Source organism: Streptomyces sp. NPDC043908 (assembly GCF_056435525.1).
Genome location: NZ_JBWKEI010000001.1, coordinates 26950 through 51823, shown reverse-complemented (window position 1 = coordinate 51823; position 24874 = coordinate 26950). Strand labels below are relative to the sequence as shown.

Here is a 24874-nt window from a genome sequence, read left to right as displayed (position 1 = left end):
GGTGCTGCAGCACGAGCCCGCGGTGGGCGGCGGCCAGGACTCGCAGTCGGGCGCCTCCTCCTCTTCCAGCAGCTGAAGAGCGGTCACATCACATTCCCTCACGGTGTTCACCCCCTTGGCGCGGTCGCTCGGACCGGCACCGCCGGGGCGCCGGAGTACGGGGCGGGCGGGGCGGTGAGCACGCGCGGGAGCCAGAGCCTCGGGCCCCCGCACGCGGACCTCAGCAGGAAGGCGAGCACCCCGGACAGGCCGGTGCCGTAGTCGGCCCACACCTGGGTGCCGGTGTCGTCGGGCACCAGGGTGCGGCCGTCGCGGACGACGTTGCGGGCGTGGAGGCCCACCGCGAGCTCCGCCGCCCAGCTCCGGTACGCCGGGTCCGCGCAGGCGTCCGCCAGATCGAGCAGGAAGTCCCCGTCCCCGGCGAGGCCGTGGCACTGGGCGGTGCCGGCGTGCCGGCGGGAGCGGCGCACGGCGACGGCCGCCCGGCGCGCCGCCACCAGGAAGTCGTCCTCGCCGCTGTCCTGCCAGGCCCGCACCAGGAACGTCCCGATCCCCGAGGAGCCGCTGCACCAGTGCGTCCTGCGCGGCCCGCCCCGCTCCCCGGCGGGCCAGTACGCCGCCCCGTCGGCCACTTCGGCGACGCCGAGCAGCGTCCGGGCGCCCTCGGCGGCCAGCTCGGCGGGCTCCGGGTCGCCGGTGGCCCGGGCGAGGGCGAGCAGGAACGCGCCGATGCCCGCGATCCCGTGGGCGAAGCCGTAGTGCACGACGTCGGCCGGGGTGGACAGGACCGTGCGCGGCACCGGCCAGAGCACCCGGCCCGCGCGCCGCAGGGCCGTGCGGGCGAGCGCCGCGCCCGCCTCCCGGGCCCGGTCGAGGTAGCGCCGCTCCCCCGTGGCCTCCCAGAACCGCAGCTGGGTCAGTCCGGCGCCGGCCGTCCCGTGGCAGACGTCCGGGCTGGGCCACCGGACCGGGACCCGGGCCGCCAGCTCCATCGCCCGGTCCAGCAGGGTCTCGTCGCCCAGGAGCTGGGCCGCGTCGAGCAGCGCCCAGGCGGTGCCCGAGCGCCCGTAGTGGAGGCCGGGCAGGGTGCGGGGCTCATGGCCGAGCCGGTCGGTGATCCAGGTGGCGGCGGAGCGTACGGCGTCGAGGACCGCCGGGTGCTCGGCCGCCTCGTAGGCGCGGACGAGCACGCCGAGCACGCCCGCCGCGCCGTGCTGGACGTTGAGCGGGTCGGTGGCGCCGCCCACCGGTCCCGACGGCCAGAGCCGGTCGGCCGCCTCCGGATCGGCGGTGGCCAGCAGATGGTCGATCCCGTCGGCCACCAGCTCCTTCAGCTCGGGCCCGGTCAGGGTGCGCGCCACCGGCGCCCCGGCGGGGCCGGCGGTGGCGGGGACGGTCCCGGCCAGCCGGTCGAGCACCTCGTCGAGTCCGGGGCGCCGGGCCGGGTCGTCGTCGAGCAGGTCCACGATCAGCGGGGCGAGCAGGCGTGCGGCCTCGTTGCCGGGCAGGAGGCGGCCGAGCCAGCCGGCGAGGCGCCCCGCGTCGCCGCGCGGTCCCGGGCCGTCGGCGGCGAGCAGCGGGTCGACCCCGGTGGCGAGGTGGAAGAAGGTCGCGCCGAGGCTGTAGAGGTCGGCCGAGAAGGCGGGGGCGGGGCCGTGGGGCGGGGCGTTCACCTGTTCCGCCGCCGCGTACCCGGGGGTGTGGACGCGCTCGGCGGGTTCGCCCGGGCGGGCCAGCGTCTCCAGGTCGATCAGGCGTACGTCGCCGTCGGCGGTGACCATGACGTTGTTGGGGGTGAAGTCCCGCAGCACCCACCCCTCGGCGTGCACCAGCCCCATCAGGCAGGCCAGCGAGCGCGCCCGGCGCAGGGCGTCGGCGGCCGGTACGCCCCACCGCTCGTCGCCGCTGAACTCCATGTGCTGCCGCACCCACTGGCGCAGCGTCACCCCGTCGACGGCCTCCTGGACGAGGAAGAGGTCCCCCTGCTGGACGAAGAGGGCGACCGGGGCGGGGGTGAAGCCGCTCCCGGCGAACGCCTCCAGCATGGCCGCCTCGTGGCGCCGCAGGTCCCGTGCGTCCCGGCCGGTCAGGGGGGCGGCGGTGTGCGGGCGCGCCTGCTTGATGATCACGGGGGCGCCGGTGGACTCGTCGACGCCCCGGAAGACACCGCCGCCGAAGGCGTGCCGGATCACCGCGTGGACGAGGAAGCGGCCGTCGAGCAGCACCTCTACCGGCGCGGTCCGGTCCGGCGCGGCGGGCTCGCGCCGGGTGAACGGGTCGCGCGGGGCCCACGCGGGTGGCGCGAACCAGGCCCGGCGCCGGTCGGGCACCAGCCGGCCGTCGGGGGCGACCAGCATGGCGCGGCGGATCCCGTCGTCGCCGAGCGCGGGCACCCCGCCGAACACGCCGTACCGGTAGTGGACCAGGCTGCCGGGGAAGCAGGGGCGGTCGGAGAGGATCGCGGGGCCGGGCAGTCCCAGGGTGGCCCGGTGCAGTGCGGCGGCCAGCTCCCGCAGCCGGGTGTCGTCCTGCTCGGGGTAGACGGTGAGGAACTTGCCCCCGCCGCCCCGGTCGTGGCGGCGCGCGACGAGGTCGCCCGCGCGGCCCGTGGTCCCGGCGAACTTGAACCGGCATCCGTGGCGCACCAGCACCTCGGCGGTCCGCGCCAGGACCAGGGGCGCGGCCAGCGGTGTCGCGGCGACGTGCAGCTTCCAGCCCTGTGATCGCCCGGCGTCGCCCGGCGGTGAGACATGGCACCAGAAGTCCCCCTCGCGCAGCCGCCACGCACCGCCGGTGCCCGGCCCGACCCCCGTGCGGGCCAGCACCGCTTCCACGATCTCCACGAGCAGCCGCCCGGCCGGCTCGTGGTTCCCCGTCGCAGACTCCATGCCCCCAACTGTGGCCGCGGCTCTGTCGGTTGCCTTACGCCTGCCTTGCGGGCCGCCTCCCCGGGCGGAACACAGCGGTACCGGGCCGGAGGGGGTCCCGCCGTGCCACGGGATCGAGCGCGGGTCCGGCGGAGCGTGGTACCGACGGTCCCTGGTTCCGGTGGCCGGCGTCCGCCATGATGTTGATCATGACGACCGACCGCCGCCAGCTCGCCGATTTCCTGCGCCGCTGCCGTGACCGGGTCACGCCGCGGGACGCCGGGCTGCCCGCGGGGCCGCGTCGGCGCACCCCGGGGCTGCGGCGCGAGGAGGTCGCGCAGCTCGCCGGGATGTCCGCCGACTACTACATCCGCCTGGAGCAGGCACGGGGGCCGCAGCCCTCGCCGCAACTGCTCGCCTCGCTGGCCCGCGCCCTGCGGCTGAACGACGACGAGCGCGACCACCTGTTCCTGCTCGCCGGACACCGCCCGCCCGCCGCGCACTCCGCGGACGGCGAGGTGAGCCCGGGTCTGCTGCACCTGCTCGACCAGCTCGGGAGCACCCCGGCGGTGGTCCTGAGCGACCTCGGTGACGTACTCGTCCAGAACGCGATGGCGCGGGAGCTCCTGGGCGAGGTGTGCACGGTCACCGAGCACGGCCGCAACGTGGTGTGGCGCTGGTTCACCGAGCCGTCCGCCCGCCTCCCGTACCCGAGGGAGGAGCACAGCTATTACAGCCATCTCCATGTGGCGGATCTGCGCGCCGCCGCCGCACGCCGCTTCGGCGACGCGGAGTCGGCGCGGCTGATCTCCCGGCTGCACGGCGTCAGCGCCGAGTTCACCGAGCTGTGGGAGCTGCACGAGGTCGCCGTCCGCAGACGCGACCGGGTCCGCGTCCTCCACCCGCGGCTCGGCCCGTTCGACCTGTTCTGCCAGGTGCTGCTCGCCCCGGAGGGCGATCACCGCCTGGTGCTCTTCACCCCCGCGCCGGGGAGTGCGACCGCGGACCGGCTGGCGCGGTTCGGTGGCTCGCGGCGCGGCTGAGGAGCGGGCCCGCGCGGCGCGTCCGGCTCATTCGGCCCCGTGGTCCAGGCAGGGGTACTCGCGGCCGCACCAGCAGCGCCCCTGCATGGGCGTGGTGGCGAGCAGCAGGCGGATGACCTCGTCCACGTCGAAGCCGTCCAGCTCGCTGCCCTCGGGGACGAGTTGGTAGGTACGGGAGAGGAATTCGGCGACGTCCTCGATCTCGGCGAGGAGGTCGGCGCTGCCCTCGTCCGAGTGCAGCCGGATCCGCAGTCCGCTGTCGCCGTACTGCCAGACCCGGACGTCACCGAGGCCGACCGGGCAGCGGGAGATCAGTCCCTCCGCCACGAGGTCGCGCCCCATGGTCCACGTCGTATGCAGGCCATTGCCGCAGACGAATTCCACCGAAACGGCGAGCGGGTCGGCGGGATCGTAAGCCATCAAGGCCTCCACGGGGGTCATGGCATCACCCTCGTGCAGTAGTTCGACATACAACGGAACGCAGATCTCTTCCATGTCGCCCCCCTCGTCGGGACAGTCCCCGGCGGCCGGTCGCCGGGCGTTGTTCGGTATACGCATCTATGACGTACTCAACGGCCGTGATAGTGACCGACTTCGCGAACAAATTCGCCCCGGGTTGTGGAAACTGTGCGGACGGTGACGCAAATTCGCATGCCCGCAGGGATCGCATACCCCGTACCGCGCCGCTCGATCCCCCCGTTCCCGGTTCCGCTTCCCCGGCTCCCGCCCCGGCCACCAGCGGGGGCACGGGTTCCGGGGACGGCCGGGCCCTGTGTGATGAAGGCTTCACAATCCCCGCCACCGCACCGCCGATTCGGCCGGAACAGTGCGTTCAGCGGCGTGTCGTGATCCCGACAGCCGACCGCCCGCGGCCGCGTCGTCGGCGGCCGCGGGCGGCGGGGGGAAGCGGCGGGGCTCAGCAGAACTTGTCCAGTTGCCCCGCTTTCGCCGCGCGAACCATGGCGGCGATCTCGGACCGGGTGTACCGGAGCACGGGCGCTTCGGTGTCCTTCGTATGCGTCACGGCGATCCGGTCACCGTCCACGGCGAATCCGACGCAATCCTTGGAGTAGTCCAGGTCGCTGAATGACGACTTCTCGAATGCGAGGTGAGGGGCATTGCGGTTGACGTATTCGGTGACCTCGACAAGGCGCGAGTGGTCCACGGAAGAGCTCCTTCGTGCAGCAGTGGGGGCTGTTCAGCACGCTACGAGCCCGAGTCCGCGTATTTCTAGTGGTCTTGACAGCCGGACACCTGATGCGCTAGCGGTTCCTGGGACCCGCGGCCGGGGGCACCCGCGCGCCGCGGATCCCCTCGGGACGCCCTACACGAGGCCGAGGTTGGCGGCGGGCGAGCCCTGGAGCGTCGGGGCGAGGAGCCCGGCCTGCGGCTCGCTCAGCTCGGGCAGCCCGAAGAACTCCGCCTGCGGCGGGGTGAGGGGCGCGTCCAGGATCGCCCCCGGGCTCTCCGCGCGCAGCGGCGAGGACGGCGTGGTGACGGTCGCCGAGCCGATCTTGTCCTCGGTGAGCGGGTCGGCCAGCGGCACCTTGACCAGGGTCGGCGGCACCTCCGAGGTGACCGGCAGCGCGGGCAGCACGGGCGAGGGCATCAGGGAGCCGACGACGTGGCGCGGCCCGCCGGGGGAGCCCGGCACGGGGATCGGGACGGCCGTGCTCACCGTGGGGGCTTCGAGCGGCAGCGCCGTCTCCAGGCTTTCCAGCGGTACCCCGACGGGAGCGGACACTCCGGCCGCGGCGGGGGTGACCGCCGCCGCCGTGGCCATGCACGTCATCATGGCCGCGAGGCCGGCCCGCTTGGTGAGCTTCATAGGTACTTCCATCCCTCTTGGGTCTCGGATCACTGACGGACAGGTGCCGTCTGGAAGAACGAGAGCGCAGGGCCGATCACTCCAAAATTCGCCTGTTCAGCGGAGCGGAAAAGGAACTCCCCGCTCGGAATCGGGGCGTGTTCCGAAGATCCGACGTTCCGATTCGCCGATCGGCACATCATTGATGCTCGCCTCGCGCCGGGCCATGAGACCGTTCCCGTCGAACTCCCACAGCTCGTTGCCGTAGCTGCGCCACCACTGCCCCGCCGCGTCCCGGCTCTCGTACTGGAAGCGCACCGCGATGCGGTTGCCGTCGAACGCCCACAGCTCCTTGCGCAGCGCGTAGTCGAGTTCGCGGGCCCACTTGGCGGTGAGCAGCTCCACGATCGCCGCGCGCCCGGTGACGAACGTGTCCCGATTGCGCCAGCGGGAGTCCTCGGTGTAGGCGAGCGAGACCCTCTCGGGGTCCCGGGTGTTCCAGGCGTCCTCGGCGGCCTGGACCTTCTGCCGGGCGGTGTGCGCGTCGAAGGGGGGCAGGGGCGGGCGGGCGGTCATGGGCGGATCCTCCGGTCGAAGGGGGCGGACGGCCAGGCGGGACGGCCCGGGGAGAACGCTCGTTCTCCCCGTCCTGCGGCTACCCTAGAGAACGGACGTTCTCAGGACAAGGAGGGGTGGGGCATGGACAGCGCGGTCGCACAGGAGCGGGTGCTCGAAGCCGCCGGGACGCTGTTCTACGAGCGGGGTGTCCAGAGCGTCGGCATGGACGAGATCCGCACGGCCTCGGGCGTCTCGCTCAAGCGTCTCTACGCCCTCTTCCCCGCCAAGGAACAGCTGGTGGAGGCGTATCTGGAGCGCCGGGACACCGAGTGGCGGAGCAGTCTGGCGCGGGACGTCGAGCGGTGTGCGCGGCCCGAGGAGCGCGTCCTGGCGGTCTTCGACCATCTGCACCGCTGGTTCGGTGAGCCCGGATTCCGCGGTTGCGCGTGGATCAACGCGTACGGCGAACTCGGCGCGACCTCGGCCCGGGTCGCGGCGCGGGCACGGGCGCACAAGAGCGCCTTCCGCGCCTACCTGGGCTCGCTCGTCGAGGACGCGGGGCTGCCCGAGCACCTCGCCGACCACCTGGCGCTGCTCGCCGAGGGCGCGATGGTCACCGCGGGCATCTTCCGCACCGATGAGCCCGCGCTCCGGGCCCGCGAGGCGGCGGCCGCGCTGATGGCCGCGGCGCGGGACTGAGCCACGGCGGCGGGGCGCACCCGTCTTCACGGGTCGTTCACCAACTGGCCCCCGTCCGTTGGTCGAAACCGGTACCGGACGCTCATCACCATGATCCTCATGTCGTTCACCCCGTACAACCCACCCGCACCACCCGGCGCACGTGCCGCGTGGTGCGGCCCGTCGGCCGCCCGGGCCGTCGCGGGCCTGGTCGCCCTCGCCCTCACGGCCGTCGGCGTCCTGTTCGCCGCGCCCGCCTCGTACGCGAGCGGACCGCTGGTGTCCTCGCGCGCCCTCGTCGGCGCCGAGCAGGTGCTGTTCCGCTCCGGTGTGGGCGGTTACGGCTGCTACCGCATCCCGGCCCTGGTGAAGACGAAGGCGGGCAGTCTGCTCGCGTTCGCGGAGGGGCGCAAGTCGCCCACCTGCGCCGACCGCGGCGACATCGACCTGGTGATGCGCCGCTCCACCAACGACGGCCGCACCTGGGGCCCGGCCCACGTGGTCCTGGAGGGCAGCCCCACCGACGGCACCGCGCCCTTCACCCGGGGCAACCCGGCGCCCGTGGTGGACCGCGAGACCGGTTCCGTCCTCCTCCTGTCCACCTCCAACGAGCAGACCCCGACCGGCCGCCGGCTGCCCTGGGTGCAGCGGAGCGACGACGACGGGGTGAGCTGGGGCGCGCCCCGGGCGCTGCCGACGTTCAGCGGCGCCAACACCGGCTGGTTCGCCACCGGCCCCTCGCACGGCGTCCAGCTCACCGAGGGCGCGCACGCCGGACGGCTGGTGGTCGGCGCCCACCAGAACCCCGACGCCACCACCCGCTACGCCGGCGTCCTCTACAGCGACGACCACGGCGCCACCTGGCAGGCGAGCGCCACCGCCAACTCCTATGCGGCCGACAAGGTCGAGCCCGGCGAGGTCTCCGTGACCGAACTGCCCGGCGGCAGCGTGTATCTGGCCGCCCGCAACGAGATCGGCGGCAGCACCGACCACCGCACCCGCGCGGTGAGCACCGACGGCGGCACCACCGTCCCCGCCTCGGCCGTCGTCCCCGGTCTGATCACCCCGGAGGTCCAGGGCTCGGCGCTCACGCTGCGCCGGACCTACCAGCGCACGCCCGGCGACACCCTGGTCTTCTCCGCGCCCTCGGACGCCTCCGACCGCAAGCTGATGAAGATCCGCTACTCCACCGACCAGGGCACCACCTGGACGGCCGCCTCCAACGGCCTGATCAGCAACGACCGGGCCTCCTACTCCGACCTGGCCGAACTCGACACGGGTGAACTCGGACTCCTCTACGAGGGCGGCCCGGCCAACTCCGCCGACGAGATCCGCTTCAACGTGACCACGCCCGGGGCGCTCGGCATACCCGGCACCTTCACCGGCAAGGCCTCCCCGCAGAAGAGCCCCACGGCCGGCCGCACCAGCCCGGACGCGGGGCCGGACGCCAACGACGCCTATCTCCAGGGCAACGCGGCCCTCGGGAGCGGACGGTTCGGGCAGGGCCTGGTCCTGGACGGCACCGGCGACTACGCCGACGTGCCGTACGGCAGAACCCTCGACCCGGGCTCGGGCGACTTCACGTACACGCTCTGGTTCAAGTACGCGGCGACGGCCGCGAGCAGGCAGCAGGCGCTGTTCTGGGCGTACGGGCAGGGGAGCGCCAAGCCGCAGGTGTGGCTGCGCGCCCAGCCCGCCGACGACCGGCTCTACGCCTGGGTGCAGGGCGCGGACGGCGGCGCCTGGCTCACCCTCCCCGACCCCTCGCCGGGGGCGGCCTTCGGCGACGACCAGTGGCACCACGCGGCGCTGATCCGCTCGGGCGCGCAGATCCGGCTCACCGTCGACGGGACGGTCACCGGCACGGCGACGGGGGTGGCCGGGGCGGTCACCGACGCGCCGGGCAACGGCGTCGAGGGGATCCGGATCGGTGCCAAGTCCGACACGGGCGCGAGCGACGCCTTCGGCGGCTCCGTCGACGAGTTCCGGCTCTACCGCACGGCACTGACGGACAGTCAGCTCAGCCAGATACGTGCCAACGCGGCACAGCTGGACACCGACACCGCCACCCGTTCGCTGGGCGCGCGGCTGCCCTTCCAGGTGATCGACACGGCGGTCGTCCCGGACCGGCGCCGCGTCACCATCGAGGACGACGTCTCCGGCCACTGTGCCCCCGGCACCCTGCTCGGGGGCGTGCCCGCCCTGCCGGCGGGGCGGATCGGCTCGCTCGCGGCGACGGTCGACAGCGCCCACCCGGGCACCGAGACCGGGTTCTCGCCGACGCTCGACGTCGGCGCGGGCGACTTCACGTACTCCCTCTGGTTCCGGTACGCGGCGGGCTCCACCAGTCCCGACCAGGCGCTGGTGTGGGCGTACGGCACGGGCAGCGGCAGTCCGCAGCTGTGGGTGCGCGCCCAGCCCTCCCAGGACCGGCTCTACGCCTGGGTGCAGTCGGACGCGGGCTCGGTGGCCGTCGCCCTCCCGGACACCACCTCGGCGCGGTCCTTCGGGGACGGCGCCTGGCATCTGCTGACGCTGACGCGGTCGGCCGACCGGGTCACGCTCGGCGTGGACGCGCGGCCCCCGGCCACCGCCACCGGTCTCACCGGCTCGCTCACGCCCGCGCAGGGCAACGGGCAGCAGGGGGTGCGGGTCGGCTCGAAGCCCGACGGCACGAGCGTGTTCGCCGGTGACGTGGACGAGTTCCGCGTCTACCACCGGGCGCTCACCCCGGCGGAGACCGCGGCGGTCGCGGGCTCCACCGCGGGCTCGTCCGGCTCCTACCCGGGCGATCTGCCCGCGCTGTGGTGGTCGTTCGAGAACCAGTACACCGGCGCCAGGGACGTGGTGCGGCCCGCCGCGGGTCCGGCCACCCCGGACTCCACGGTCCACTGCGGCCACGGCCTGGTGCGCGGCGGCGCGGCCACCACGCCGGGGAGGTTCGGCACCGCGCTCGCCCTCGACGGCTCCGACGACGCCGTCGACCTGCCCTACGGCGCGGCCACCGCGCTCGGCTCGGCCGACTTCACGATCAGCACCTGGATCAAGTACACGGCCACCGGCGCCGACGCGGACCAGGTGCTGGTGTGGGCGTACGGGACGGGCGCCTCGGAGCGGCAGCTCTGGCTGCGGGCCCAGCCCGCGCAGGACCGGCTGTACGCCGCGTTCGAGACGGACACGGCGACCACGGTGGTGGCCGCGGTGGACGGCTCGGCGGCGGCCGGCTTCGGCGACGGCGCCTGGCACCACGTGGCCCTGGAGCGGGCCGACGGCCGGCTCCTGCTGATCGTCGACGGGCAGACGCTCGGCAGCGCCGCGGTCCCGGCGGGTTCGGTGACCACCGGGGACACCTACGCCGTGGACGGCTTCCGGCTGGGCGCCAAGCCCGACGGGACCACTGCGCTGACCGGGGCCCTGGACGAGTTCCGGATCACCCGCAAGGCCCTGTCCGAGGAGGAGCTGACCGCGCTGCGGACGCGGAACAGCCTCCCGGGGACGGCCACGTCGACGTGGCTGCCGTTCCAGGTGGTCACGGCCTCCGAGTTCGCCCGGATGTGACCGGTTAGCCTGGCGGCACGAACAGGGTGGCCGTCCGTCGCAGCGCGCGGCGGGCGGCCACCGGCGCGAGGGGGGAGCAGGGGATGACCGGGGCACGACCGCGCAACGCCGCCCAGACGCGGGCCGAGGAGATCCTGGCCGAGGTGACCGCCTCCGGCGAGGAGACGGGCGTCCAGGTGGCGGCCTACCTCGACGGTGAACTCGTCGTCGACGCCTGGGCGGGCCTGGCCGACGTGGAGGGCGCCAGGCCGATGGAGGCGGAGACGCTGGTGCCCGCCTGGTCGACCGGGAAGGGGGTCGCGGCGGCGCTGGTGGCGGTCCTGGTGGACCGGGGCGTGCTCGCCTACGACACCCCGATCGCCGCGCACTGGCCCGAGTTCGCCGCCCGGGGCAAGGAGAGGATCACCCTCGGCCAGGTCCTCTCGCACTCGGCGGGGCTGCCGCACCTGCCGCCCGGGGTGACCCCCGAGGAGCTGTTCGACGTCCCGGCGACCGGCGCCTGGCTGGCGGCACAGGCACCCCTGTGGGAGCCGGGCACGGCGAGCGGCTACCACGGCTGGACCTACGGCGTGCTGCTCGCCGAAACCCTGCGCCGGGCCACCGGCCGCACCTGCGACGAGCTGCTGCGGGAGGAGCTGGCCGGGCCGCTGGGGCTCGCGGACTCGCTCCTGTTCTCGGTCCCGGAGCACCTGGAACACCGGGTGGCCCGCTGCTACGACGGCGGCTGGTCGGAGTATCTGGACCGGATGCCGCCCGACTCGCCGTTCCTGGTCTTCGCGCCCCGGCCGGTGCTGCCGGTGGCCGCGCTCGCCAACCGCGCCGACTACCGCCGGGCCGCGCTCCCGGCCAACGGGACGATGACCGCCCGGGCCGCCGCCCGGATGTACGCGGCACTGGTCGGCGGCGGACTCGACGGCGTACGGCTGGTGTCGCAGGCCATCCTCGACGAGGCGACGACGCCGAGGACCTCGGGTGAGGACCGCTCGCTGGGCTTCCCGCTCCTGAAGGGCTACGGGTTCATGCTCGGCGGTGCGGGCTCCGTGGTGCGCTCCCCCGACGGCGGTTTCGGCACCAACGGCTCGGGCGGCAGCGCCGCCTCCGGCGACCCCGCCCACCGGTTCTCCTTCGCCCTGACGAAGAACCGGATGAGCGTGAACGGCCTGGACAAGCGGCTCTTCCGGGAGGTCCGGGCGGCGCTCGGCATCCGCCACGGCTGAGCGCCGTTGTCCCGGGGCGGCCGTCAGCGGCCCGCGAACTCCCGCAGGTCGGCGGTGAGCCGGTCGGCGTGGGTGACGAAGAGACCGTGGCCGGCGTCCTCGTACACGTGGAAGGTGCTGTCGGGGATCAGCCGCGCGGCCCGCTCGCCGGTCAGGTGGATCGGGGCGGAGGCGTCGTGGGTGCCGTGGACGACGAGCGCCGGTACGTCGATCCCGGCGAGTTCGGGGGCTGTGTTCAAGGTGGCCACGAGGTCGCCGAGGGCGTTGGCGGCGCGGGCCGTGGCGCCGGCGCAGCGGTCCTCCCAGTACCGGACCATGGCGGGCGAGAGGTCGTTGCCGGGCCGGTCCAGGGCGAAGAACGGGGCCGCGCCCCGGGCGAAGAAGCCCGGCCGGTCCTTGCGGAAGACCTCGTTCCCGGCGGCGAGGAGCGCCGGGGCGACGCCCTCGGGGTGATCGGCCGAGCGGACCGGACCGGGCACCATCCCGGCCACCAGGGCGATCCGCGCCACCCGGCCGCCGCCGCTCAGGGTGAGGTGGCGGACGACTTCGGCGGTCCCGAGCGAGTGGCCCACCAGGGTGATGCCGGTGAGGTCGAGGTGGTCGAGGAGCGCGCCGAGGTCCCCGGCGAGGGTGTCGAGGTCGAAGCCGTCCCAGACGTCGTCGGAGCGCCCGTGCCCGCGCCGGTCGAGCCCGACGCACCGGAAGCCCTCGGCGGCCAGCGGGAGCATCTGGAACTCCCACATCTCGGTACCGAAGTAGGAGCTGTTGACGAAGACGACGGGACGCCCTTCGCGGGGGCCGTAGTCGACGTAGTGGAGACGGGTGCCGTCGGTGGTGGTCTCGAAGTACGGCATGACGCCGGGTCCTTCCCCCTCGTTCACCGCCCGGGAGCGGGCGGTGTCTGTGGGACCAATGGTGCGCAGGGCGCGGGCCGTTGGTCGATGACGTCACAGGTCATGGCCCCGCCCGCGTCCCGACTGATCGTTTAGCCTGACCGTATGAACGACAGCGTCGCCGGAACCCAGGGCTACGGCGAGGACGCCGACGCGCTGGCCGAGCAGTACGAGAGCGTCACCTTCGAGGAGGTCCACGGCGCGCTGCTGCACCTCTACCCGGCGCCGCCCGGACGGGTCCTGGACCTGGGCGCCGGGACCGGGCGGGACGCGGCGGCGCTGGCGCGCCTCGGCCACACCGTCACCGCCGTCGAGCCCACCGCCCAACTGCGCCGCCACGGGGCGCGGTTGCACGCGGAGACCGCCCTGACCTGGCTGGACGACGCGCTGCCCGGGCTGCCGGTGCTGGCCGGGCGGGGCGAGCGGTTCGACCTGGTCCTGCTCACCGCCGTGTGGATGCACCTGGACGCCGCCGAACGCGCCCGCGGCATGCGGAGCGTCGCCGCGCTGCTCGCCCCCGGCGGCACCCTGGCGATGACCGTGCGCAGCGGTCCGGTGCCGCCCGGGCGCCGCATGTTCGACGTGCCCGAGGCCGAGACGCTCGCGCTCGCCGGGGCGGCGGGGCTGCGGCTCGTCCACCGGGGCGGGCGGGCCGATCTGCACGGGCGCCCCGGGGTGCGCTGGTCGGAGCTAGTGTTCACCGCTCCCTGACCCGGCACGCCACGGACCCCCACCCGTCCCTTGTCCCCGGCCCGTTGGCCCTCCCGTACCGCTGGGTGGGCCGAAAGCGGACCCGTCCCGGCCGAAAGCGCGCTGTTGCGCCACACGGGGGCGCGTGGTGCCCCGCGGCACGCGGACGGCGGGCCCTCTCGGGTACTTGACGCGTGCTCCCCGAGGCGCTTTCATCCAGCCAGTGCCGGGCCTTTGTGCGGCCCGTCGCTTCGAGAGGTGCGCCCAGCCGGTAGCGGATCCCGACCCGATCCGGAGTCCGGCCCGAGTCGCCAGGACGTGTGTCCCGCGTCCGAGGCGGGGCGCGCCCGCTAAGGGATGGACGACCATGCCCGCCGGTCAGGACCGCACCAGCAAGCCCCACCCCGTCCCGGGCCTCCCGCGCCGCCGGGTGCTGCGCACCGGGGCGGGCGTCGTCGCCGGGGCCGCGGCCCTTCCTCTGCTCGACGCCTGCGCCGCGACCACCTCCGACGGCGTCGGCCCCGACGGCCGGGTCACCATCGAGATGTGGCACGGCCAGAACGAGATCGGCAGCAAGGCCATCGAGGCGCTCGCCGCCGACTTCAACCGCTCGCAGTCCCGCATCCGGGTGAACGCGAGCGGCGGCGGCGTGGTCGCCGACGCCATGCTCCAGAAGGTGACGGCGGCGCTCGCGGCCGGCGCCTACCCCGACATCGCGTACATCTTCGGCTCGGACCTCGCGAGCATCGCCCGCAGCCCCAAGGTCGTCGACCTGACCGGCGCGCTGCACGGCGGCTCACCGCCGTGGGCCGACTTCTGGCCCTCCGTCAGGGAGGCCGTCACCCTGCACGGCAGGGTACGGGCCGCGCCCTCGCTGCTCGACTCGCTCGCCGTCGCCTGCAACACCACGCTCTTCCGGAAGGCCGGCATCCCGCTGCCGAAGGCCGGCTGGACCTGGCCGGAGTTCGTGGCGACCGCCAGGAAGCTCACCGACGCCCGGCACGGCGTCTTCGGCACCGCCTGGCCGGGCGCGGGCGACGAGGACACCGTGTGGCGGCTGTGGCCGATGATCTGGGACCTCGGCGGTGACGTGATCGCCCCGGACGGCAAGAGCATCGGCTTCGCCGGGGCCGGGCGGCGGGCCCTGGAGACGGTGGCCCACCTGGTCGCCGACAGAAGCGTCTACATCGATCCCAAACCCGGCAGCGAGCAGATGTACCAGGTCTTCGTCTCCGGCCGGATGGGCATGGTGATCACCGGGCCGTGGCAGCTGCCCAACATCGTGGAGTCCAAGCTGCCGTACGAGGTGGTGCCCATGCCCACCTACAGCGGCCGGCCGCTGACCATCTCCGGGCCGGACACCTGGACCGTCTTCGACAACGGCGGCGCGCGTTCGAGGGCGGCGGTGGAGTTCGTCCGCTGGCTCATCTCTCCGGCGCAGGACGTGCGGTGGGACATAGGGGGCGGCAGTCTGCCGCTGAGCAGACGGACCGAGCGGGAGAGCGCCTGGCAGCGGCACTCCGCCGACACCGTCGGCCTCCCGGTGTTCACCAAGGCCCTGGAGACCGCACGGGTGCGGCCCATCCACCCCGCCTATCCGCAGATCTCCCAGGCCACCGGCGAGGCCGTGGTGTCCGTGCTGCTCGGCCGCGCCTCCCCCGCCAAGGCGGTGCGCCGGTGCGCCGACAAGGCCGACGCCGCCCTGCTGATTCCCCGATGAGGAGGGTCGTCGTGGACCGAGGATCCCGTACGGGCGCGCCCCGCCCGCTCACCCTGGCCCCGGCCGGCCCGGGGCCCGCCGGACCCGAGCCGGCCGAGCGGCGCCGCGCCCGGCGCCGACGGGCGCGCGGCGAGACCGCCACCGCCTGGGCGTTCATCACCCCGTCGGTCCTGGTGATCCTGGGGCTGAGTGTCGTGCCGGTCGTCTGGTCGCTGCTGCTGTCGTTCCGCGCCGACGACCTGGTCACCCCCGGCCGCTGGGTCGGCCTGGACAACTACCGGGCCCTGTCGAAGGACCCGGGCTTCCGCAAGGCGGTGGAGAACACCCTGACGTACGCGGCGGTCTACGTGCCGCTCAGCCTGGCCGGGGGGCTCGCGCTGGCTCTGGCCCTCAACCGGCGGATCCGCTTCGTCGGCGTCTACCGCACGCTCGTCTTCCTGCCGTTCGTCATCTCGGCCGCGGCCCAGGGCGTGCTGTTCTCCTTCATCTTCGACCCGCAGTTCGGCGCGGCCAACTCGATCCTGCACAAGCTGGGCGTCTCCCCGCAGGGGTTCCTCACCGACCCGGGCCAGTCGCTGTACGTGCTGCTGGCGATCTCGCTGTGGAGCGGGACGGGCTTCTGCGTCGTCGTCTTCCTCGCCGCGCTCCAGGACGTCTCCGCCGAACTCATCGAGTCGGCACGGCTGGACGGGGCGAACCGGGCGCAGGTGCTGCGGTACGTGACGCTGCCGACGCTCGCCCCGGTCACCGCGTTCCTGGTGCTGTGGCAGCTGATCACCTCGCTCCAGGTCTTCGACCTGGTGTACGTGACGACCAAGGGCGGGCCGCTGGAGTCGACCACGGTCATCGTGTACTTCGTCTGGCAGCAGGCGTTCCGCACGTTCACCGCGGGCTACGGCGCCGCCGCCGCGTACGTCCTGGCGGTCGCCCTGCTGCTCGCGGGCACGGCGGTGACGCTCTACCGGCGCCACCGCGAGCGCGCCACCGGCGGCGCGGCCGGGCCCCTGCGCGCGGAAGGAGCGGCCCGATGACGGCCTCCACCATGGTCGGCGAGGGCGCGGCGCCCGCGGCGGCGCCGGCGGCGCGCGCCGTCCGGCGGCGAAGGCTGCCCTTCAGTCCCTGGCACCTGCTGCTGGCGCCGCTGTCGCTCGTCTTCGCGCTGCCGCTGGTGTGGCTGGTGCTCAGCTCGGTGATGACCAACGCCGAGATCAACCGCTTCCCCCCGGCCCTGTGGCCGCGCGGGATCGACTTCGGCGGGTACCGCTATGTGCTGGGCAACGCGATGTTCCCGCGCTGGTTCGCCAACTCCTGCATCGTCTCGGCCGTCGCCGTCGGCTCGAACCTGGTGCTCGGCTCGCTCGGCGGCTACGCCTTCGCCCGGATGCGGTTCCGTGGTTCGCGGGCGCTGCTCGCGCTGATGCTGGCGACGATGGTGATCCCGTTCCAGCTGACGATGATCCCCACGTTCCTGGTGATGAAGTGGCTGGGGCTGATCGACACGCTGGGCGCGCTGATCGTGCCGTCGCTGGTCACCCCGTTCGCGGTGTTCCTCTTCCGGCAGTTCTTCCTCACGTTGCCCAGGGAACTGGAGGAGGCCGCCTGGATCGACGGGTGCTCACGGCTGCGGGTGCTCTTCTCGATCGTGCTGCCGCTGGCCCGGCCCGCCCTGGCCACGGTCGCGGTCCTGACCTTCCTCGCCACCTGGAACGACCTGTCCTGGCCGCTGATCGCCATCAACCACGACACCCAGTACACCCTCCAACTGGGGCTGACCACCTTCCAGGGGCAGCACCACACGCAGTGGGCGGCGGTGATGGCGGGCAATGTGATCACGGTGCTCCCGGTCCTGCTCGCCTTCCTGTTCGCCCAGCGGACCTTCATCCAGTCGCTGACGTCGAGCGGACTGAAGGGCTGAGGCGGCCCCGCCCTCTTCGCCCTTCCGCCCGCCACCGACACCGACACCGGCCGGGGCCCCCGCCCGGCGGGGCTCCCCCCGACTCCACTCCCCCGGACCAGAAAGCCCTTCGCCATGCCGTCACCACCGCTGCCACCGGCACCCCCGCCCTCTTCTCGCCCCTTCGACCTGCTCGTCGTGGGCGACGCCAACCCGGACGTGGTCCTCGGGCCCGTACCGCGCGACCTCGCCTACGGCCAGCGCGAACAACTGGTCGAGCGGGCCGACCTCGTCCTCGGCGGCTCGGCCGCGATCATGGCGTGCGGGGCGGCCCGGCTCGGGCTGCGCGTGGCGTTCGCGGGCCGCGTCGGCGACGACCCGGCGGGCGCCTTCGTCCGTACGGCCCTGGGCGCGCGCGGAGTCGACACCTCGGCCCTGACGACCGACCCCGACCGGGCCACCCCGCTCACCGCCGTCCTCACCCGGGGCGCCGACCGGGCGATCCTCACCGCGCCCGGCTGTCTGGCCGCGACCGGACCCGGGGACGTCCCCGAGGCGCTGCTCGCCTCGACCCGGCACGTCCACGCGGCCTCCTTCTTCCTGATGCCGAGGCTCGCGGGGGCGCTGGCCGGGCTGTTCGGGCGGGCGCGCGAGCTCGGCGCGACCACCTCGCTCGACACCAACGACGACCCCTCCGGCCGCTGGGACCCGGAGCTCCTCGACCCGGTCCTGAAGGTGACGGACCAGGTGCTGCCGAACGCGGCCGAGGCGCGCGCCCTGACCGGGATCGCCCGAGGGGTGGCCGAGGCGGCGGCCGCGCTCGCCCGGCGCGGGCCGCTCGTCGTGGTCAAGAACGGCGCCCGGGGCGCGCTGGCGCACGACGGGACGCGCGTGACGGCCGTGCCCGCGCTGCCCGTCGAGCCGCTCGACACCGTGGGGGCCGGGGACAGCTTCGACGCCGGATTCGTCGCCGCGGTGCTGCGCGGGCTCGGCCTCGCGGACGCGCTGGCCGTCGCCGCGGCCTGCGGCTCGCTGTCCACGCGGGGCCGCGGCGGCACCGCGGCCCAGCCCACCTGGGACGAGGCCGTCGCCCACGTCCCGGGCCCGGGAGCCAGGGAAGGTACGGGAGTTCACGCATGACCGAGACGAGAGGGGTCACCGAGATGGCCGGACCGGCCGAAGTGAAGATCGCCTTCATGGGCGCGGGCAGCGTGGTGTTCACCCAGGGGCTGCTCGCCGACCTGTTCGCCTTCCCCGAGTTCGGCAGGCTGCGGATCGCGCTGCACGACATCGATCCGGAGCGGCTGGCGACCGCCGAGGCGGCGGCCCGGCACATCGCGGGGGCGCTGGAGGTCGCGCCCGTCGTCACCGCGCACCCCGACCGGCGCGGCGCGCTCGACGGCGCGCACTTCGTGATCAACACCGTCCAGGTCGGCATGAACGCGGCGACCCGTACCGACTTCGCCGTCCCCGCGCGGTACGGACTGCGCCAGACGATCGGGGACACGCTGGGGATCGGCGGTGTCTTCCGGGCGCTGCGCACCTTCCCGGTGCTGCGCGGGATCGCCGAGGACATGGCCGAACTGTGCCCGGACGCCTGGCTGTTGAACTACACGAACCCGATGGCGATGAACCTGCTCTATCTGCACCGGATCGCCCCCCGGCTGAAGGCGGTGGGCCTGTGCCACTCGGTGTACTGGACGATGCACGACCTGTCCGAGCTGGTCGGGGTGGACTTCTCCGAGGTGTCGTACCTGGCCGCGGGGATGAACCACCAGGCGTGGGTGCTGCGCTTCGAGCGCGACGGCCGCGATCTGCACCCGCTCCTGGACGCCGCCATCGACAAGGACCGCGAACTGCTGCGCCGGGTCCGCGTCGACATGTACCGCAGACTCGGCCACTACCCCACCGAGACCAGCGAGCACTCCTCCGAGTACGTGCCGTGGTATCTGCACCACGACAGCGAGGTGGAGCGGCTGCGGCTGCCGATCGGCGCGTACCTCGACATCATCGAGGACAACACGGTCAGCTACGAGCGCACCCGCAACGCCCTGGCGGCGGGCCGGCCGCTGCCGGTCGAGGGCACCATGGAGTACGCCCCGCAGATCGTCCACAGCATCGTCACCGGCACGCCCCGCACGATCTACGGCAACGTCCCCAACAGCTCCCTGATCCCCAATCTGCCCGCCGACTGCGTGGTCGAGGTGCCGTGCCTGGTCGACGCCTCGGGCGTGCAGCCGACCCATGTGGGGCCTCTCCCGCCGCAGTGCGCCGCGCTGAACCGCACGTACGCGAGCGTCACCGATCTGGTGGTCCGGGCCGCCACCGAGGGCGAGCCCCGGCATGTGCGGCACGCAGCGATGACCGACGCGGCGACCGCGGCCACGCTGACGGTGGAGCGGATCTGGGATCTGTGCGACGACCTCGTACAGGCCCACGGGGAGCTGCTCCAGCCCGAGTTGCGGGTGCTGCTCGGGCACTGAGCGCGCGGTTCAGTACGCCACGGTGAACCGGGTGCGGTGGTGGCGGGGCTCCTCGGCCTCGTCGAGGAGCGCCACCGCGAGGTCCTCCATCGAGATGGCGGACTCGCCGTTCCCGTCCACGACGAGTTCGTCCGCTCCCAGGCGGTAGGCGCCGGTGCGCTCGCCAGGCTCCAGGAGGGCGGCGGGGCTGAGGTAGGCCCAGTCGACCTCGGTCTCCGCGCGGCAGACGGCGAGCTGCTCGGCGCAGGCGTCCGCGATGGGCCGCCAGTCGGCGGGGAAGTCCGGGTCGTCGACGACGGTGGCGCCGTCCTTGCCCGGCAGGGTCAGGGTGCCGGCGCCGCCGACGACCAGCACCCGCACACCGGTCCCGGCGAGCCCGGCCAGCAGCGCCTTGGTCACGGTGACGAGGTCGCCCTCGCTGCCGGGGGCGGGCCGGGTGGCGCTGACGACCAGGTCCTGGCCGGCGCTCAGCCCGGCTATGTCCTCGACGTCGGTCGCGTCACCGGTACGGGCGTGGGCCGCCGGGTGGAGTTCGGGGAAGCGGGCCCGGTCGCGCACGACGGCGGTGACCTCGTGCCCCCGGGCGACGGCCTCGGCCACGACGCGGCTGCCGACGTTGCCCGCTGCTCCGAAGACGGTGATGCGCATGAGTGTCCGCTCCTTCTGGGTGGTCCGGTCGCCGCGAGAAGTTCCCTTAGCGCTAAGAGAAAAGTATCTCATCGCTAAGAGATTGGCTAGGGTGGATCCGTGACCGACCATGTGGACCTGCTGCTCGCGCAGTGGGGCGAGCGCCGCCCCGACCTCGACGTGTCGCCGATGGCGGTGATCGGACGGCTCAAACGCCTCTCCCGGCTCATCGAGACCGAGCTGCGCCGCACCTTCGCCGAGCACGGTCTCGACCCCGCCTCCTTCGACGTGCTCGCGACCCTGCGCCGCAGCGCGCCGCCCCATCTGCTCACGCCCGCCGAGCTGATGCGCTCCGCGATGGTCACCTCGGGTGCCGTCTCCCAGCGCCTCGACAAGCTGGAGGAGCGCGGTCTGGTGACCCGCTCCCCCAGCCCCACGGACGGCAGGGTCGTCCAGGTCGCCCTCACCCCCGAGGGCCGCGCGCTGATCGACTTGGCCCTGCCCGACCACCTCGCCACCGAGGAGCGGCTGCTCGCCGCGCTCGCCCCGGACCGGCGCGTCGCCCTCGCCGACACCCTGCGCGAACTCCTCGAATCCCTCGGGGACGGCGTGGACTGAACCCGGCCACCCGCGCGGGCGAACCCGTCGCGGTGTGCGGCGGGTGACGGATGGAGTACGGCCGACGCGCGTGGGCACGTGCTGGAGGAGACAGTGGACACGACGTCGGCCCGGGGCCCGTTCCCGGGCGCGCGGGCCGGCGCCGCGCCCATCGGCCCGCGTAAGCAGGAGGTTTCCATGACCCAGCCGCCCTACCCCGACCCCAACCCGCCCACGCCGGGGCCCACCCCCGGCCCGACGCCGGGGCGCCCCGATCCGGTGCCGCCCACGCCCGGGCCGACGCCCGGCCCGCCCGCGCCCGAGCCGGGACCGCTGCCGGGGCCCCTGCCCGTACCGGAACCGGATCCCGTGCCCAACCCGCCGGGGCCCGACCCCGTACCGGACCCGACGCCCTCGCCCGGACCCGTCTCCTGACACCGCGGCGCGGGAGCCGGGCGCCCGCTACATCCCGCCAGCCACCCGTATGACGGTGCCCGTCGCGTACGAGGCGTCCTCGGAGAGGAGCCAGGCGACCGCTCCGGCGATCTCGTCCGGCCGCCCGGCGCGGCCCATCGGGATGGCGCCGGCGAGCTTCGCGGGGCGCTGCGGGTCCTCGTGGAAGCCGGTCCAGATGATGCCCGGCGCCACGCAGTTGACCCGGATCCCGTCGGCCGCGACCTCCTTGGCGAGGCCGACCGTCATGGCGTCGACCGCCGCCTTCGTGGCGGCATAGTGCACGTACTGACCGGGGCTGCCCAGGGTGGCGGCGGCCGAGGAGATGTTGACCACGGACCCGCCGCCCCGCACCGCCATGTCGCGCACGGCCCGGCGGGCGCAGAGCAGATAGCCGAGCACATTGACGTCGACGGCCCGGCGCATCCCCTCCGCGTCGGCGTCGGCGAGACGGCCGTTGGGGCCGCTCACGCCCGCGTTGTTGACCAGCCCGGTGACCGGGCCGAGCGTGGCGGCGGCGTCGAAGAGCCGGTCCACCGCGTGCTCGTCCGCCGTGTCGACCGCCACCGCGAGGGCCGCGCGGCCCTCGCTCCGCACCTGTTCGGCCACGGCTTCGGCGGCTTCCGCGTCCGAGCGGTAGCCCACGACCACGTCGTGGCCGTCGGCGGCCAGCCGGGCGCAGACCGCGGCGCCGATCCCCCGGCTGCCGCCGGTGACCACGGTGACGAACCTCTGTTCCACGAAAGGACCTCCGGCGCCGGGCGGACGACCACTCCCGCAGAAGTGATCTTTCCCCCATCGTAGGGCCGGGCGCCGACAGCGCTCCGGGGCCTGTGGACGAACGCGAACCGCCGGGCGCGATCCGCGGGCCCGGCGGAAATCCGTGGGACACCGGACCGGGACACCGAATGCGCCCAGGGCGGTCCCGGACGGACGGTCCCGGACGAGCGGTCCCGGACGAGCGGTCCCAGAGGGACGGTCCCAGAGGGACGGTCCCGGACGGACGGTCACAGACGAGCGGTCCCGGAATGGACTGCGGAACCTGTGGGCGCCCCCACGGCCCTGGCGAGAATCGGTTGGAGGCTGGCACTTCCGCCACTTCTCCGCCGCCCGGGCACGTCATAACGTCGGCCGGGGCTTTCGTCCGGAAGCCCGCCCGCCCGTACGAAAGCGCTCCCCCGTGACGAAGTTCCTGCTCACCGTGCACATCCTGGCCGCGATCCTCGCCGTCGGACCGGTCGCCGTGGCCGCCAGCATGTTCCCGCCCACCGCCCGGCGGGCCCTGGCCGCGCCCGGCGACGCGCAGGCGCTCGCGTCGGTGCGGCTGCTGTACCGGATCTGCCGGGTCTACGCCCTCGTGGGCGTCGCGGTGCCCGTCTTCGGCTTCGCCACGGCCAGTAACATGCGCATCCTCGGCGACACCTGGCTGATCGTCTCCATCGTCCTGACGACGCTCGCGGCGGTCGCGCTCATCGCGCTCGTCCTGCCCCGCCAGGACGCCATACTCACCGGGCTCGACACCGCCGCCACCGAGGCGCGGACCGCGCCCGCGAGCACCGCCGAGGAGCGCCGCACCGTCCAACTGGCCATGTACACCGGGGTGTTCAACCTCCTGTGGGCGGCGGTGACCGTCCTCATGGTCCTGCGGCCCGGATCCACCACCGGAGGCTGACGGTCGCGCCGGGGCGCGAGGGACCGTTTCCGGCCGCCCCGGTGCGCCCCGACGGCACGCCCCCGTCCCGTGAGGCAGGCTGGAAGGCGACTCACCCTCGGCGAAGGAGGACCCAGTGGCTCTGAAACCCGGCGACGGCGGCGCGGTGGAGATCAGCCCGACCGGTTGGGTGGCCGAACAGGCCCGGCTGTACGAGGAGTCGGGCGGCACCAGGGGAACGACCCTGCACGGCGCCCCGTGCCTGCTCCTCGACTACGTCGGCCGGCGCACCGGCACCGTACGCCGCACCGTGCTGATCTACGGGCGCGACGGCGACGACTATCTGATCGTGGCCTCCAAGGGCGGGTCCGACGAGCACCCGCTCTGGTACCTCAACCTCCGGGAGGAGCCGGACGTCAGCGTCCGGATCGGCACCGAGCGGTTCCCCGCCCGCGCCGAGACCCTCTCCCCCGAGGACAAGGCGCGGGTGTGGCCGCATCTGGTGGAGGTGTTCCCGCCGTACGCGGACTACCAGAAGAGGACCGAGCGGGACATCCCCATCGTCCGTCTGCGGCACACCGGCCACTGACGACCGCGCGGACCAGGTGGTACGGCGCGGCGTCCCGTGCCGTACCCCGTACGCGGCGTCAGTCCTCCAGCGAGATGGCCTGCACCGGGCAGGCGCGGGCCGCCTCGCGGACCATGGGGTCGCCCCCGCCGTCCGCGCGCCCCGGCAGCAACGCGCTGAATCCGTCGTCGTCCTGGGTGAACACCCCTGGCGCCGTCAGGGCGCACTGCCCCGAGCCGATGCAGACGTCGTCCTTGATGCTGATCCTCATGAGCCCACTCCACTACCAAGTGACGGGGAGTTCCAGCATCCCCTGGAGGGTGTCGCCCGGTTTGAACGGGATCCGGTCGGCGGGCACCGCCAGCCGCAGCCCCGGCAACCGCGCGAGGAGGGCGCCCAGCGCGATCTCCATCTCGGCCCGTGCCAGGTTCTGCCCCAGGCACTGGTGGATGCCGAAGCCGAACCCCACGTGGTGGCGGGCCGGGCGGTGCCAGTCGAGGGTGTCGGCGTCCGGGTAGACCGAGCCGTCCCGGTTGATCATGGAGGTGGCGAGCACGACGCCCTCGCCGGCGCGGATCACGCTCCCGGCCACCTCGATGTCCTCGGTGGCCACCCGCGGGATGCCGTCGGCGATGGAGAGGAACCGCATCAGCTCCTCGACCGCGACCGGCGTCAGCGAGGGGTCCGCCCTCAGCTCCGCCAGCCGCTCGGGGTGTTCGAGCAGCGTGAAGGTCCCCAGCGACAGCATGTTCGCGGTGGTCTCGTGCCCGGCGACGAGCAGCAGCACCGCCATCCTGACCAGTTCGGTGCGGTCCATGCCGCCGGTGCGCATCTGGTCCTCGACCAGCTCGTCGAGCAGCCCGTCACCCGGCTCGCGGACCTTCCGGTCGATCAGTTCGCCCAAGTAGGCGTCCAGCCGGTCGCGGGCGTCCTGGGTGTCGGCCGGGGCCGGACCGCGCAGCAGCCGCCGGGACTGCTCCTCGAAGAAGTCGTGGTCGTCGTAGGGGACGCCGAGCAGCGCGCAGATCACCATGGACGGCACCGGCAGCGCGAACGCGGTGACCAGGTCGGCCGGCGGCCCCTTCTCGACCAGGGCGTCCAGGAGCCCGTCCACGGTCGCGCGGATCATCGGGCGCAGGGCGGCGGTGCGTTTGAGGGTGAAACCGGGGACGACCTTGCGGCGCTGGGTGCGGTGCTCGGGGTCGTCCACGCCGAGGAGTTCGGTACGGCGTTCGTTGAGCGCGGCGAACCGCTCGGTGGCGACGGGGAAGTCCGGGCGGAGCCGGTCGGAGGAGAGCCGCGGGTCGGCGAGCAGCGCCCGAGCCTCGGCGTGGCCGGTCACGAACCACGCGGCGCGGCCGTCGAAGAGCCGTACCCGCGAGAGCGGACCGGCCTGGCGCAGCGGCTCGTACGCGGTGGGCGGGTGGTAGGGGCAGGTGCGGTCCTGGGGGAAGGAGACGGTTCCGGTCATGGGTGAACCTCGCAAGCGAAGAGTCCGTCTTGCCGATCTCCACTACATGCCCAAGGCAGCTAAATGGTCTACGCGCAGTTCGGCCGAATCACCCGCCCA

24 protein-coding genes are annotated in these 24874 nt (G+C 74.0%); 14 read left to right on the top strand and 10 right to left on the bottom strand.

Annotation, left to right across the window (positions count from 1 at the left end):
* Positions 1–107 precede the first annotated feature (107 nt).
* The gene (lanL, locus tag AC069K_RS00220) at positions 108–2888 is read right to left on the bottom strand and encodes a class IV lanthionine synthetase LanL (protein WP_478610525.1); all 2781 of its coding nucleotides are present in this window, start codon (positions 2886–2888) and stop codon (positions 108–110) included.
* Between the two features lie 179 nt (positions 2889–3067).
* On the opposite strand from lanL, the gene AC069K_RS00215 reads away from it, so the two are divergent.
* On the top strand, positions 3068–3910 hold the full coding sequence (locus tag AC069K_RS00215; protein WP_478611984.1) for a helix-turn-helix transcriptional regulator: 843 nt from the start codon (positions 3068–3070) through the stop codon (positions 3908–3910).
* A 27-nt stretch (positions 3911–3937) separates the two neighbouring features.
* On the opposite strand, the gene AC069K_RS00210 is transcribed toward AC069K_RS00215, so the two are convergent.
* From AC069K_RS00210 to AC069K_RS00195, 4 genes are all read right to left on the bottom strand, one after another.
* The gene (locus AC069K_RS00210) at positions 3938–4330 is read right to left on the bottom strand and encodes an SsgA family sporulation/cell division regulator (protein WP_358834370.1); all 393 of its coding nucleotides are present in this window, start codon (positions 4328–4330) and stop codon (positions 3938–3940) included.
* A gap of 496 nt (positions 4331–4826) precedes the next feature.
* Positions 4827–5075: a DUF397 domain-containing protein gene (locus AC069K_RS00205; RefSeq protein WP_344070880.1), complete on the bottom strand. Its 249-nt coding sequence runs from the start codon at positions 5073–5075 to the stop codon at positions 4827–4829.
* A gap of 159 nt (positions 5076–5234) precedes the next feature.
* Positions 5235–5738 (bottom strand): hypothetical protein, encoded by a 504-nt coding sequence (locus AC069K_RS00200; RefSeq protein WP_358834371.1) that lies wholly within the window; start codon positions 5736–5738, stop codon positions 5235–5237.
* Between the two features lie 96 nt (positions 5739–5834).
* A complete protein-coding gene (locus AC069K_RS00195) occupies positions 5835–6293 on the bottom strand; it encodes a nuclear transport factor 2 family protein (protein WP_365103239.1) in 459 nt (152 codons plus the stop codon).
* A 123-nt stretch (positions 6294–6416) separates the two neighbouring features.
* Between AC069K_RS00195 and AC069K_RS00190 the strand changes: the two genes are divergently transcribed.
* The 3 genes from AC069K_RS00190 to AC069K_RS00180 all read left to right on the top strand — a co-directional run bounded on the left by AC069K_RS00190 (position 6417) and on the right by AC069K_RS00180 (position 11728).
* The gene (locus AC069K_RS00190; protein WP_365103241.1) at positions 6417–6974 is read left to right on the top strand and encodes a TetR/AcrR family transcriptional regulator; all 558 of its coding nucleotides are present in this window, start codon (positions 6417–6419) and stop codon (positions 6972–6974) included.
* Between the two features lie 90 nt (positions 6975–7064).
* Entirely contained in the window at positions 7065–10511 is a 3447-nt protein-coding gene (locus tag AC069K_RS00185) for a LamG-like jellyroll fold domain-containing protein (protein WP_478610520.1), read from the top strand.
* A gap of 83 nt (positions 10512–10594) precedes the next feature.
* Positions 10595–11728, top strand: coding sequence for a serine hydrolase domain-containing protein (locus tag AC069K_RS00180; protein ID WP_478610518.1), 1134 nt, complete (start codon positions 10595–10597; stop codon positions 11726–11728).
* A 23-nt stretch (positions 11729–11751) separates the two neighbouring features.
* On the opposite strand, the gene AC069K_RS00175 is transcribed toward AC069K_RS00180, so the two are convergent.
* Complete coding sequence (locus AC069K_RS00175; protein ID WP_478610516.1) at positions 11752–12582, bottom strand: alpha/beta fold hydrolase; 831 nt, start codon at positions 12580–12582, stop codon at positions 11752–11754.
* A gap of 144 nt (positions 12583–12726) precedes the next feature.
* On the opposite strand from AC069K_RS00175, the gene AC069K_RS00170 reads away from it, so the two are divergent.
* The 6 genes from AC069K_RS00170 (at position 12727) to melA (ending at position 19408) form a co-directional block, all read left to right on the top strand.
* Positions 12727–13332 carry a class I SAM-dependent methyltransferase gene (locus AC069K_RS00170; protein ID WP_478610514.1) on the top strand — a complete coding sequence of 202 codons (606 nt, stop codon included), beginning with the start codon at positions 12727–12729 and terminating at the stop codon, positions 13330–13332.
* Between the two features lie 346 nt (positions 13333–13678).
* Positions 13679–15031, top strand: coding sequence for an ABC transporter substrate-binding protein (locus AC069K_RS00165; RefSeq protein ID WP_478610512.1), 1353 nt, complete (start codon positions 13679–13681; stop codon positions 15029–15031).
* 11 nt (positions 15032–15042) lie between these two features.
* The gene (locus AC069K_RS00160) at positions 15043–16062 is read left to right on the top strand and encodes a carbohydrate ABC transporter permease (RefSeq protein WP_478610510.1); all 1020 of its coding nucleotides are present in this window, start codon (positions 15043–15045) and stop codon (positions 16060–16062) included.
* On the top strand, positions 16059–16946 hold the full coding sequence (locus tag AC069K_RS00155) for a carbohydrate ABC transporter permease (RefSeq protein ID WP_478610508.1): 888 nt from the start codon (positions 16059–16061) through the stop codon (positions 16944–16946). Before AC069K_RS00160 ends, AC069K_RS00155 begins: the two co-directional genes overlap by 4 nt.
* 114 nt (positions 16947–17060) lie before the next feature.
* On the top strand, positions 17061–18065 hold the full coding sequence (locus AC069K_RS00150) for a carbohydrate kinase family protein (RefSeq protein ID WP_478610506.1): 1005 nt from the start codon (positions 17061–17063) through the stop codon (positions 18063–18065).
* Complete coding sequence (gene melA / locus AC069K_RS00145; RefSeq protein WP_365103261.1) at positions 18062–19408, top strand: alpha-glucosidase/alpha-galactosidase; 1347 nt, start codon at positions 18062–18064, stop codon at positions 19406–19408. Before AC069K_RS00150 ends, melA begins: the two co-directional genes overlap by 4 nt.
* Before the next feature lie 9 nt (positions 19409–19417).
* On the opposite strand, the gene AC069K_RS00140 is transcribed toward melA, so the two are convergent.
* On the bottom strand, positions 19418–20056 hold the full coding sequence (locus AC069K_RS00140; protein WP_478610504.1) for an NAD(P)-dependent oxidoreductase: 639 nt from the start codon (positions 20054–20056) through the stop codon (positions 19418–19420).
* Positions 20057–20155: 99 nt separating this feature from the next.
* Here AC069K_RS00140 and AC069K_RS00135 point away from each other — a divergent pair, with 99 nt between their 5' ends.
* Both AC069K_RS00135 and AC069K_RS00130 read left to right on the top strand, forming a co-directional pair.
* On the top strand, positions 20156–20653 hold the full coding sequence (locus AC069K_RS00135) for a MarR family winged helix-turn-helix transcriptional regulator (RefSeq protein WP_478610502.1): 498 nt from the start codon (positions 20156–20158) through the stop codon (positions 20651–20653).
* Positions 20654–20830: 177 nt separating this feature from the next.
* Positions 20831–21067 (top strand): hypothetical protein, encoded by a 237-nt coding sequence (locus tag AC069K_RS00130; RefSeq protein WP_358836676.1) that lies wholly within the window; start codon positions 20831–20833, stop codon positions 21065–21067.
* Between the two features lie 27 nt (positions 21068–21094).
* Here AC069K_RS00130 and AC069K_RS00125 read toward each other — a convergent pair whose 3' ends face one another.
* A complete protein-coding gene (locus tag AC069K_RS00125) occupies positions 21095–21826 on the bottom strand; it encodes an SDR family NAD(P)-dependent oxidoreductase (RefSeq protein ID WP_478610500.1) in 732 nt (243 codons plus the stop codon).
* Positions 21827–22265: 439 nt separating this feature from the next.
* On the opposite strand from AC069K_RS00125, the gene AC069K_RS00120 reads away from it, so the two are divergent.
* Both AC069K_RS00120 and AC069K_RS00115 read left to right on the top strand, forming a co-directional pair.
* Positions 22266–22757: a DUF2269 family protein gene (locus AC069K_RS00120; RefSeq protein ID WP_478610498.1), complete on the top strand. Its 492-nt coding sequence runs from the start codon at positions 22266–22268 to the stop codon at positions 22755–22757.
* 115 nt (positions 22758–22872) lie between these two features.
* Entirely contained in the window at positions 22873–23325 is a 453-nt protein-coding gene (locus tag AC069K_RS00115; RefSeq protein ID WP_478610496.1) for a nitroreductase family deazaflavin-dependent oxidoreductase, read from the top strand.
* Between the two features lie 58 nt (positions 23326–23383).
* Here the strand turns inward: AC069K_RS00115 and AC069K_RS00110 are convergent, their stop codons facing one another.
* Together AC069K_RS00110 and AC069K_RS00105 are read right to left on the bottom strand one after the other, a co-directional pair.
* A complete protein-coding gene (locus tag AC069K_RS00110; protein WP_358836672.1) occupies positions 23384–23575 on the bottom strand; it encodes a ferredoxin in 192 nt (63 codons plus the stop codon).
* 12 nt (positions 23576–23587) lie between these two features.
* Positions 23588–24775, bottom strand: coding sequence for a cytochrome P450 (locus AC069K_RS00105; RefSeq protein ID WP_478610494.1), 1188 nt, complete (start codon positions 24773–24775; stop codon positions 23588–23590).
* Positions 24776–24874 lie beyond the last annotated feature (99 nt).

Excerpts from the sequence above, each read along its gene's own strand:
- AC069K_RS00170 (WP_478610514.1), top strand. The coding sequence starts at position 12,727 with ATGAACGACAGCGTCGCCGGAACCCAGGGCTACGGCGAGGACGCCGAC.
- AC069K_RS00165 (WP_478610512.1), top strand. The coding sequence starts at position 13,679 with ATGCCCGCCGGTCAGGACCGCACCAGCAAGCCCCACCCCGTCCCGGGC.
- AC069K_RS00180 (WP_478610518.1), top strand. The coding sequence starts at position 10,595 with ATGACCGGGGCACGACCGCGCAACGCCGCCCAGACGCGGGCCGAGGAG.
- AC069K_RS00155 (WP_478610508.1), top strand. The coding sequence starts at position 16,059 with ATGACGGCCTCCACCATGGTCGGCGAGGGCGCGGCGCCCGCGGCGGCG.
- AC069K_RS00185 (WP_478610520.1), top strand. The coding sequence starts at position 7,065 with ATGATCCTCATGTCGTTCACCCCGTACAACCCACCCGCACCACCCGGC.
- AC069K_RS00175 (WP_478610516.1), bottom strand. The coding sequence starts at position 12,582 with ATGCCGTACTTCGAGACCACCACCGACGGCACCCGTCTCCACTACGTC.
- AC069K_RS00215 (WP_478611984.1), top strand. The coding sequence starts at position 3,068 with ATGTTGATCATGACGACCGACCGCCGCCAGCTCGCCGATTTCCTGCGC.
- AC069K_RS00105 (WP_478610494.1), bottom strand. The coding sequence starts at position 24,775 with ATGACCGGAACCGTCTCCTTCCCCCAGGACCGCACCTGCCCCTACCAC.
- lanL (WP_478610525.1), bottom strand. The coding sequence starts at position 2,888 with ATGGAGTCTGCGACGGGGAACCACGAGCCGGCCGGGCGGCTGCTCGTG.
- AC069K_RS00210 (WP_358834370.1), bottom strand. The coding sequence starts at position 4,330 with ATGGCTTACGATCCCGCCGACCCGCTCGCCGTTTCGGTGGAATTCGTC.
- AC069K_RS00150 (WP_478610506.1), top strand. The coding sequence starts at position 17,061 with ATGCCGTCACCACCGCTGCCACCGGCACCCCCGCCCTCTTCTCGCCCC.
- AC069K_RS00200 (WP_358834371.1), bottom strand. The coding sequence starts at position 5,738 with ATGAAGCTCACCAAGCGGGCCGGCCTCGCGGCCATGATGACGTGCATG.
- AC069K_RS00190 (WP_365103241.1), top strand. The coding sequence starts at position 6,417 with ATGGACAGCGCGGTCGCACAGGAGCGGGTGCTCGAAGCCGCCGGGACG.
- AC069K_RS00140 (WP_478610504.1), bottom strand. The coding sequence starts at position 20,056 with ATGCGCATCACCGTCTTCGGAGCAGCGGGCAACGTCGGCAGCCGCGTC.
- AC069K_RS00110 (WP_358836672.1), bottom strand. The coding sequence starts at position 23,575 with ATGAGGATCAGCATCAAGGACGACGTCTGCATCGGCTCGGGGCAGTGC.
- melA (WP_365103261.1), top strand. The coding sequence starts at position 18,062 with ATGACCGAGACGAGAGGGGTCACCGAGATGGCCGGACCGGCCGAAGTG.
- AC069K_RS00195 (WP_365103239.1), bottom strand. The coding sequence starts at position 6,293 with ATGACCGCCCGCCCGCCCCTGCCCCCCTTCGACGCGCACACCGCCCGG.
- AC069K_RS00130 (WP_358836676.1), top strand. The coding sequence starts at position 20,831 with ATGACCCAGCCGCCCTACCCCGACCCCAACCCGCCCACGCCGGGGCCC.